Here is a 9,474-nt window from a genome sequence, read left to right on the forward strand (position 1 = left end):
GTGCGAAGCCCGGCTCGGGATCTCCACGAACGGCCCTTCTGTGAGGACCTTGCTGACGAGAGGGCCGTTCGCGGCGATCCGGCCCGCGGCCCCGCTCCCGGGAACCTGTGAACGCACAGGCGCACGCGCACCTGCACGCATCACCCTTTCAGCGCAATTTCGCTCCACAGCGTCATCAAATCGTTAAGTTGATCATGAAAATGGTCCACTCGCATGGTCCAATGGCGACAATCATGAGCTCGAGGGTGGTGACGGTGAGCAAGATCGGGCGATTCGCGTACGAACCCCTGTTCGATCTCACCGACGGCCGACCGGCCGGTGTCGAGGTGGTCCGCTGCCGCGATCGGGACCGCACGGCGCACGTCGCCCGGCGGACCGTGTGGGGCACCCGCCAGATCGCCGAGTTCGACACCGGGATCGCGATCACCTCGGCGCTGCACCAGCCCGGCTACGACGCCACCGTGCCGCTGCACGTCGATCTCTGCGCCGAGTCCGTGATCGAGGGCCGCCCGCGCCTCGTGCAGCTACCGGGACTGCTGCGCGACCAGGTCGGCGGGCTGCCGATCCCGCCGATCGTGCTGGAGATCGGCCCGGCCGTCACCGCTGCCCGGCCCCGCGCGCTCGTCGAGGGCGTCGGGGTGCTGCGCGCCGCCGGGATCGCCATCGCGCTCGACGGCGCCGGCCGCGGGTTCGGGCTCGATCTCGTCGCCGAGCTGCTCCCCCACTCCGTCAAGATTGACGCCGAGCTGGTCACGCGGCTGCCGACCGATCCCGCAGCGCGCGCCGTCGTCAGCGCGCTGTGCGACGTCGCCCGCGCGTGCGGCATCACCGTCTCCGCGCTCGGGGTGAGCCGTCCGTCCGAGCTCAAGGCCTTGCGCGACCTCGGCATCACCCGCGCCCAGGGTCCGCTGCTCGCGCAGGCGCAGGGCCATCCCCGCGTCACGGGCCTGACGATCCCGGTCGATCTCCTGCCGCGGGTGGAGGCCGCCCGCAGCGCCACCCCGCGGCGCGCCGCCCTGCCCGGCGTCGCGGACCTGGCCCAGCCGCCGCTCACGCTGCCCCAGGACGTCACCGTCGACGTCGTGCGCGCGGCGTTCGCTGCGCACCCGCAGGCCGGCAGCGCGCTGCTCACCGACGGAGCCCGGCGCCCGGTCGGCTTCCTCGACCGCAACCGCTTCCTCATCGCGCTCTCCGGGCCGTACGGGCACGCGCTGTACGGTCGCAAGCCGGCCACCACCCTCGCCGAGCCGCCCCGCACCATCGGGATGGGCACCGACGTCGCGGCCGCGCTGGAGTACTGCCTGGCTGACCGCGACCGCAGTTGGGACGATCTCGTGCTGCTCGACGGGTCGCTGCGCTGCGCGGGGATCGTGCGGGTGGCCGATCTGCTGCAGGCCGCGACCGGGGTCTACGCCGGCGCCGGTTCGGTGGCCTGATCCCGGCGGGGAGGACAGCACCGCCCTGATCGACACCGCCCTCATCGACACCGCCCTCATCGACAGGGGCCTCCGATCACGGTGACGTCGTTCTCGACAGGGCGACCCTGCCACCATGGCGACATGCTCCTCGCCGATGTCGTCGCCGCCTCGGCCGCGGTGGCCGCCACCCGGTCGCGCACCGCGAAGGCGGCCGCGCTCGCCGAGGTGCTGCGCGCAGCAGCGCCGGAGGAGGTCGCACCGGCCACCGCGTGGCTCTCCGGCGAGACCCTGCAGGGCCGGCTGGGCACGGGCTGGCGCACGCTCGCCGCCCAGTCCGCCGCCCCGGCCGCACGCCCCGCGCTCACGGTGGCGCAGGTCGACACCGTCTTCTCCGAGCTGGCCGCCACCTCTGGCCCCGGGTCCGCCGCGCGGCGGGCCCAGCTCCTCGGCGAGCTGTTCGGCGCTGCCACCGCCGCCGAGCAGGAGTTCCTGCGCCGCCTGCTCACCGGCGAGGTGCGCCAAGGCGCGCTGGAGGGGGTGATGCTGGAGGCCGTCGCTGCGGCGGCCGACGTGCCCGCGACGGCGGTGCGCCGGGCGTTCATGCTGTCCGGCCGGCTCCCGGCCACGGCCCGCACGGCGCTGTCGGGCGGGCTCACCGCGCTGGAGGCGGTGCGGCTGGAGGTGGGCCGCCCGGTCCGCCCGATGCTCGCCTCCCCCGCGGGCTCGCTGGACGAGGCGCTCGCCGAGCTGGGTGCGGCGATCAGCGTCGAGTACAAGCTCGACGGCGCCCGCGTGCAGGTCCACCGACGGGATGACGAGGTGCGCGTGTGGACCCGCAGCCTGCGCGAGATCACCCCGAGCGTGCCGGAGCTGGTCGACGTGGTGCGCGGCCTGCCGTGCGACCGCGTGGTCCTCGACGGCGAGACGCTCGCGCTGACCGACGACGGCCGCCCCCGCCCGTTCCAGGAGACGATGAGCCGCTTCGGCTCCGAGGCCCACGAGCTGCTGCTGCGCCCGTGGTTCTTCGACTGCCTGCACGTCGACGGGCGCGACCTCATCGACGAACCCCTCGTTGTGCGGCTGGAGGAGCTGGCGCGGGTGGCCGGCGAGCACGTCGTGCCCGGCGTGCGCGGCCCCTCCCCCGACGAGGCCGCGGCGCTGCTCGACAAGGCCCTGGCCGAGGGCCACGAGGGCGTGATGGTGAAGTCCCTCGACTCCCCGTACGCGGCGGGCCGACGCGGCAAAGCCTGGCAGAAGGTCAAGCCGGTGCACACGCTGGACCTGGTCGTGCTCGGCGCCGAGTGGGGCTACGGGCGGCGCACCGGCACGCTGTCGAACATCCACCTCGGCGCCCGCGATCCCGCCGGCGGCGAGCCGATCATGGTCGGCAAGACCTTCAAGGGCATGACCGACGAGCTGCTGGTCTGGCAGACCGAGACGTTCCCGGGCCTGGCCCGCAGCCAGGACGGGCACACCGTGTACCTGCGGCCCGAGCTGGTCGTCGAGATCGCGCTCGACGGCGCCCAGCGCAGCACCCGCTACCCGGGCGGCGTGGCGCTGCGGTTCGCGCGGGTGGTGCGCTACCGGCCCGACAAGTCCCCCGCCGACGCCGACACGATCGACGCCGTGCGCGCGCTCCTGCGCGACTGACCGCCTGCGGCCTGCGGGAATCCGCTCAAGACGCGTAGAGTGCGGTAATCGTGCGTTACCTCGACGGGCAGCAGCCCTCCCAGGACCTGACCTACGACGACGTCTTCCTGGTGCCGGGGCGTTCCGACGTGGCGTCCCGCTTCGACGTCGACCTCACCGTCGCGGATCCCTCCGGGGCGACGGTGCCGGTCATCGCCGCGAACATGACGGCGGTGGCGGGGCGGCGGATGGCCGAGACGCTGGCGCGCCGCGGCGCGCTGACCGTGCTCCCGCAGGACGTGGCCCCGGATGCGGTCGCCGAGATCGTCGCCTGGATCAAGCAGCGCCACATCGTCTGGGACACCCCGCTCACGCTGGGCCCCGGGGACGCGGTCGCGGAGGCGCTGTCCCTGCTGCCCAAGCGCGCTCACGGCGCGGTCGTCGTGGTGGACGACGCCGGCCGCCCGCTCGGCACCGTCGACGAGGCCGCCTGCACCGACGTCGACCGGTTCACCCGGCTCGCCGACGTGCTGAACCCGGTCACGGTGGTGCTGCCGATCGACACGCCGCCGCGGGACGTGTTCGAGGCGCTCGGCGGCCGCGGGGTCGCGCTCGGCGTGGACTCCGAGGGGCGCCTGGCCGGCATCCTGACCGCGCTCGGCGCCCTGCGCGCCGCGATCTACCAGCCCACGCTCGACGGCCAGGGCCGGCTGCGCACCGCCGCGGCGATCGGCATCAACGGCGACGTCGCGGTCAAGGCGAAGGCGCTGCTCGACGCCGGCGTCGACGTGCTCGTGGTGGACACCGCGCACGGCCACCAGCGCAAGATGCTCGACGCGCTGCAGGCCGTGCGGAAGGTCGTCGACGACGCCGGGTCGGCCGTGCCGATCGTCGCCGGCAACGTGGTCACCGCGCAGGGCGTGCGCGACCTGGCCGCGGCGGGCGCCGACATCGTCAAGGTCGGCGTCGGCCCGGGCGCGATGTGCACCACCCGCATGATGACCGGGGTCGGCCGCCCGCAGTTCTCCGCGGTGTTGGAGTGCGCCGCGGCCGGGCGCGAGGTCGGCGTGTCGGCGTGGGCGGACGGCGGGGTGCGCCACCCGCGCGACGTGGCGCTGGCGATCGCGGCCGGTGCGTCCGCGGTGATGATCGGGTCGTGGCTCGCCGGCACCTACGAATCGCCGGGCGACCTCATGCGCGACGAGGCCGGCCGCCCGTACAAGGAGTCGTTCGGGATGGCCTCGAAGCGGGCGGTGTCGGCCCGCACCCGCGGCGACGGCGCGTTCGACCGGGCCCGCAAGGCGCTGTTCGAGGAGGGCATCTCCGCTTCCCGCCAGCTGCTGGACCCGCAGCGGCCCGGCGTCGAGGACGTCCTCGACAGCATCTGCGCCGGCGTGCGCAGCGCCTGCACCTACGTCGGGGCGCGCACCCTGCCCGAGCTGCACGAGAAGGCCGTGGTCGGCGTGCAGACGACCGCGGGCTTCATCGAGGGCACCCCGCACGGCCTGTGACCCGCGTGCTCACGCACCTGTCCGCGGGTGCGCGAGCACGCGGGTGACTCGCGTCAGGCGCCGTGCGGTGACTCGAGCATCTCGGTCACCAGCGCGGCGATCGGGCTGCGTTCGCTGCGCGTCAGCGTGACGTGCGCGAACAGCGGGTGGCCCTTGAGCGCCTCGATGACGGCGGCGACGCCGTCGTGCCGGCCGACGCGCAGGTTGTCGCGCTGCGCCACGTCGTGGGTGAGCACGACGCGACTGGCGGTGCCGAGCCGGGACAGCACGGTGAGCAGCACGTTGCGCTCCAGCGACTGCGCCTCGTCGACGATGACGAACGAGTCGTGCAGCGAGCGGCCGCGGATGTGCGTCAGCGGCAGTACCTCGAGCATGCCGCGGGCGAGGATCTCCTCGATGACCTGCTCGCTCACCAGCGCCCCGAGGGTGTCGAAGACGGCCTGGGCCCAGGGGCCCATCTTCTCCGCCTCGGTGCCCGGCAGGTAGCCGAGCTCCTGCCCGCCGACGGCGTAGAGCGGCCGGAACACGACGACCTTGCGGTGCTGCTGGCGCTCCATCACCGCCTCCAGCCCGGCGCACAGCGCGAGCGCCGACTTGCCGGTGCCGGCGCGCCCGCCGAGCGAGACGATGCCGACCTCGGGATCGAGCAACAGGTCGAGGGCGATGCGCTGCTCGGCGGAGCGGCCGTGCAGGCCGAAGGCCTCCCGGTCGCCCCGGACCAGGCGCACGCGCTTGTCCGCGCCGACCCGGCCGAGCGCGGCGGATCCGCCTCCGGTCAGCCGCAGGCCCGTGTTGGCCGGCAGGTCACGGGCGGCCTCGTGGTCGAGCACCCCTTCGCGGAAGAGGGTGTCGATGTCGGCCTGGGTGACCTCGATGTCGGCCATGCCCGTCCACCCCGACGGGACGACGTCGAGCGCGTGGTACTCGTCGGCGGTCAGGCCGACGGCGGCCGCCTTGACCCGCAGCGGCACGTCCTTGGTGACGAGGACGACCTCGCCACGGCCTGCTGCGCGGCGCTCGGCCGCGAGGTTGAGCGCGCAGGCCAGGATCCGGCTGTCGTTCGAGTCCGTGCGGAAACCCGCGGGCAGGACGGTCGGATCGGTGTGGTTGAGCTCTACGTGCAGGGTGCCGCCCGAGTCGCCGATGGGGATCGGACGATCGAGCCGGCCGTGCTCGACACGCAGTTCGTCGAGCATCCGCAACGCCGTGCGTGCGAACCACCCCAGCTCGGGGTGGTGTCGCTTGCCCTCCAGCTCGGAGATGACCACGAGCGGCAGCACGACCTCGTGCTCGTCGAACCGGGTCATGCACCACGGGTCGGAGAGCAGGACGGAGGTGTCCAGCACGTAGCAACGGACGTCCGAGGCGGGGGCGTTACGACGATCAGTCACGTGGGCTCCCTCGTGGGCACGACACCGCACCCACTGTCTGGTGGGCCGGACGGCCCTGGCGGGCTCTTGCCGCCCGCGAGGGCCGGGTGCCGGCCCCCTCGGGTCTCAACACCACGACTAGGGCCTCCCGGGCGGGCCGATCGGGACGGCCCGCCGCTTTGCACGCTACCGGCGGTCACCCCGGTGCGGTCAACAGCAACTCGGTGGACGGTCGCCCTCGGAAACCTCCCGTTAACCCCGAGCCCGACCGTTCGTCGCGCTAGACCGACCGCCCGACTCGTGACCCATCTGCCGCACGGGCGTGGCCGTTGCGCCACTCGGCGCAAGCTCTTCCGACCGGCGCTTGGGCCACGCCGGGCACCAGCCGGAGAGGTTACGACCCGATCCGGTGGTCTTCGGACACGCTCGGTCACATCCGCCGCGATACTTCGCCATTTTCGTATTTGTAATATCGCTCCAAGGTGGGAGTAACCGAACGGAAAGTGTTCGACACACCCGATGGTGGTACGGAATTTGTCTCCCGAACGTCGCAGCGTTTACCTTTTGCATCGGTCAGCCAGGGCTCCCCACGGCATAGCGGCTGGCTTCGAAGGAATCGGCTCCGGTCGGATCCGTGAGACCCCACAGGAGATAACGTGCTCAAGAAGGCTGGAATCGTCGTGGCCGGTGCTGCCGCCACGCTGCTCGCGGTGAGCCCGCTCGCCTTCGCCCACGACACCACCACCAACAACAACGGCGAGTCCTCGCACGGCCTGATCAACGTGTCGGACAACTCGCTCGTCGTGCCGATCCAGGCCTGCAACAACGACGTGCCGGTCCAGGGCGGCGCGGGCCAGGTCCAGGTGCCGGTCAAGGAGGTCACCGGCGCACTGACGGGCGCACTGGCGCTCTTCGGCAAGGCCGAGTCCAGCAGCATCGTCGACTCCGACAGCTCGCGCACCTGCGGCGACAACTCGGGCGCGGCGGGCGACACCTACACCCAGAACATCGACTGACCTCGGGTGACACCTGAGGCGGTCTCATCCGTCGGGTAACCGAAGAAGGGCGCCGGATCTCGGATCCGGCGCCCTTTTTCGTGCGCCGAGAATGCATACCCACGCATATCGCCCGATGGTCACGGTGCGGCGCCGACACGCCGGGTCCATGCGGGTCTTCCCTGCTCTCGACGGAGTACACGAGCAGAAGCCGGCGCCTACGCACGGTGATCGATCCACGTCCAGATCACCCGATCGCGATCATCTGAAAGTGGGCGTAACCGCGCCGAAAGTATGTGCGCCACACGAAGGTGGTAATCGGCTTGGAATCGCTTTCCCGGGCCGGATACCTTGTTCGCGGTCGACGCAGGCTCCCCATCCGAAGTGCGTCGACTTGGAAGGAATCCGGCCACGGCCGGGTCCCGCTGAGCAACAGGAGTGAACTGTGCTGAAGAAGGCTGGAATCGTCGTGGCCTCCGCGGCCGCCGTGCTGGTTGCGGTGACCCCGTTCGCGTTCGCCAGCGACACCAACAACAACGGCTCCGACTCGAGCGGCCTCATCAACGTCGCGGACCTCAACGGGGCTGCGGCCGGCCAGCTGTGCAACAACGACGTGGCGGTCCAGGGCGGCCTGCTCCAGGGCCAGGTTCCGGTCAAGGAGGTCACGGGCGCGATCGACGGTGCGCTCGGCGTCCTGGGCGCCGCGCAGGCCGGGTCGGACGTCGACTCCAACAGCTCGCGCGTCTGCGGCGACAACACCGCCACCGCCGGCGACGTGGCCGAGCAGAACATCGACTGATCTCCTGATCGCCTGAGAAGGGCGCCCGACCACTGGGTCGGGCGCCCTTCTCGCGTGTACGGACTCCGCGTACGAGGCAAGGGCCGTCCGTGTCGGAGCCGTTCGCGCGGCCGGGCTGCGCTCAAGAGCCGAACCGGCGGTGCCGTTTGGAGTAGTCCCGCAGCGCCCGGAGGAAGTCGACCTTGCGGAAAGCCGGCCAGTAGGTGTCGCAGAACCAGAACTCCGAGTGTGCCGATTGCCACATCAGGAAGCCCGACAGCCGCTGCTCGCCGGAGGTGCGGATGACGAGATCGGGATCGGGCTGGCCGGACGTGTAGAGGTTCGCCGCGATGTGGTCGACGTCGAGGATCTCGGCGAGCTCCTCGATCGTGCCGCCGCGCTCGGCGTGCTGCAGCAGCAGCTTGCGCACCGCGTCGGCGATCTCCTGGCGGCCGCCGTAGCCGACGGCGACGTTCAGGTCCAGGCCGGTCCGGCCCTCGGTGCGGGCCGCGGCGGCGGTGAGCCGCTCGGCCATCGCGGACGGCAGGAGATCCAGCGCGCCGACGATGCGCAGCCGCCAACGCCCCTGCGGCCCGGCGAGCTCGTCGACGACGTCGGCGATGATCTCCAGCAGCGGCGCCAGCTCCTCAGGGGGCCGCCTGAGGTTGTCGGTGGACAGCAGCCACAGGGTCACGATCTCGACCCGGGCCTCCTCGCACCAGGCGAGCAGGTCCGCGATCTTCGCCGCGCCCGCGCGATGCCCGTCGTTGACGTCCATGAGACCGGTCTCGCGCGCCCAGCGGCGGTTGCCGTCGAGCATGACCGCGACGTGCCGGGGACGCTCGGTGACGGTGCGCAGCTCCCGTCCGAGTCGTCGCTCGTAGAGCGAGTAGAGCAGGTCTCGCACCGCCACGACGCCCACCCTAGCCCGTGCCGCAGAGCGGGACGGCCGGCGGCGGACGCCGTCACACCGTTCTCACGGCCATCAGGGCTACCCTCTTGGTCGTGACCAGCGGGACCGTCGACCCGTCCTCCGCGGTGCTGGTCAAGCCGCGTATGCGCGGCTGGCTGCACCTGTGGTCCTTCGCCGTGTCGATCGCCGCGTGCGCGTCGATGATCTCGTTGGCCGCGGCGCTCGTCGGCGGTGCCGCCGCGGCCGCCACTGCCGTCTACAGCGCCACCACGCTCGGCCTGTTCGGGGTCAGCGCGCTCTACCACCGGCGCACGTGGCGCACCGATCGCGCCCGCTTCGTGATGAAGCGGCTCGACCACTCGATGATCTTCCTGTTCATCGCGGGCACCTACACGCCGATCGCGGTGCTCGCGATGGCGCCGGAGACAGCGCGCTGGATCCTCGCCGTCGTATGGGTGGGCGCGCTGGCCGGTGTGGTGCTCAAGCTGGTGTGGCCGCACGCCCCGTCGTGGTTCGCGGTGCCGATCTACATCGCGCTGGGCTGGGTGGCCGTGTTCGTGCTGCCCGAGATCCTCAGCCACGGCGGCGTCGCGGCGCTCGTGCTGCTGCTCGCCGGTGGTCTCGCCTACACCGCGGGCGGGATCTTCTACGCCACCCGATGGCCCGATCCGTGGCCGCGCACGTTCGGCTACCACGAGTTCTTCCACGCCGCGACGGTCGTGGCCGCGATCTGCCACCACGTCGCGATCTGGCTGGTGCTGTTCCGCTAGCTGTAGTGACTCAGGACGTTGTTGTCAGTGCTCGACGGCGTGTCGGCTTGAACGAGGGGAGGGCCTCCGGGCGAGGTGGGTGTGTCTGAG

General features: G+C 72.1%; 8 protein-coding genes. 6 read left to right on the forward strand and 2 right to left on the reverse strand.

The annotated features are described in order from the left end of the window. Positions 1–254 precede the first annotated feature (254 nt). From BUE41_RS18860 to BUE41_RS18870, 3 genes are all read left to right on the forward strand, one after another. Positions 255–1,436, forward strand: a complete 1,182-nt coding sequence (locus tag BUE41_RS18860; RefSeq protein ID WP_159444934.1) for an EAL domain-containing protein — start codon at positions 255–257, stop codon at positions 1,434–1,436. Positions 1,437–1,559: 123 nt separating this feature from the next. Further along, positions 1,560–3,068: an ATP-dependent DNA ligase gene (locus BUE41_RS18865; protein ID WP_073458430.1), complete on the forward strand. Its 1,509-nt coding sequence runs from the start codon at positions 1,560–1,562 to the stop codon at positions 3,066–3,068. Between the two features lie 50 nt (positions 3,069–3,118). Further along, positions 3,119–4,558, forward strand: a complete 1,440-nt coding sequence (locus BUE41_RS18870; protein WP_073458431.1) for a GuaB1 family IMP dehydrogenase-related protein — start codon at positions 3,119–3,121, stop codon at positions 4,556–4,558. A gap of 53 nt (positions 4,559–4,611) precedes the next feature. On the opposite strand, the gene BUE41_RS18875 is transcribed toward BUE41_RS18870, so the two are convergent. Then, positions 4,612–5,865: a PhoH family protein gene (locus tag BUE41_RS18875; RefSeq protein WP_234997415.1), complete on the reverse strand. Its 1,254-nt coding sequence runs from the start codon at positions 5,863–5,865 to the stop codon at positions 4,612–4,614. Positions 5,866–6,584: 719 nt separating this feature from the next. Between BUE41_RS18875 and BUE41_RS18880 the strand changes: the two genes are divergently transcribed. Both BUE41_RS18880 and BUE41_RS18885 read left to right on the forward strand, forming a co-directional pair. Continuing rightward, a complete protein-coding gene (locus BUE41_RS18880) occupies positions 6,585–6,944 on the forward strand; it encodes a hypothetical protein (RefSeq protein ID WP_073458433.1) in 360 nt (119 codons plus the stop codon). 424 nt (positions 6,945–7,368) lie between these two features. After that, positions 7,369–7,722 (forward strand): hypothetical protein, encoded by a 354-nt coding sequence (locus BUE41_RS18885; protein WP_073458434.1) that lies wholly within the window; start codon positions 7,369–7,371, stop codon positions 7,720–7,722. A gap of 121 nt (positions 7,723–7,843) precedes the next feature. On the opposite strand, the gene BUE41_RS18890 is transcribed toward BUE41_RS18885, so the two are convergent. Continuing rightward, positions 7,844–8,608, reverse strand: coding sequence for an isoprenyl transferase (locus tag BUE41_RS18890; RefSeq protein ID WP_084755387.1), 765 nt, complete (start codon positions 8,606–8,608; stop codon positions 7,844–7,846). Positions 8,609–8,757: 149 nt separating this feature from the next. Here BUE41_RS18890 and trhA point away from each other — a divergent pair, with 149 nt between their 5' ends. After that, entirely contained in the window at positions 8,758–9,384 is a 627-nt protein-coding gene (gene trhA, locus BUE41_RS18895) for a PAQR family membrane homeostasis protein TrhA (RefSeq protein ID WP_073458479.1), read from the forward strand. Positions 9,385–9,474 lie beyond the last annotated feature (90 nt).

Source organism: Pseudonocardia thermophila, assembly GCF_900142365.1.
Lineage (GTDB): Bacteria > Actinomycetota > Actinomycetes > Mycobacteriales > Pseudonocardiaceae > Pseudonocardia > Pseudonocardia thermophila.

Bases quoted from the DNA above. Each gene is read 5' to 3' on its own strand.
- trhA (WP_073458479.1), top strand. From the start codon at position 8,758: ATGCGCGGCTGGCTGCACCTGTGGTCCTTCGCCGTGTCGATCGCCGCG.
- BUE41_RS18865 (WP_073458430.1), top strand. From the start codon at position 1,560: ATGCTCCTCGCCGATGTCGTCGCCGCCTCGGCCGCGGTGGCCGCCACC.
- BUE41_RS18875 (WP_234997415.1), bottom strand. From the start codon at position 5,865: ATGACCCGGTTCGACGAGCACGAGGTCGTGCTGCCGCTCGTGGTCATC.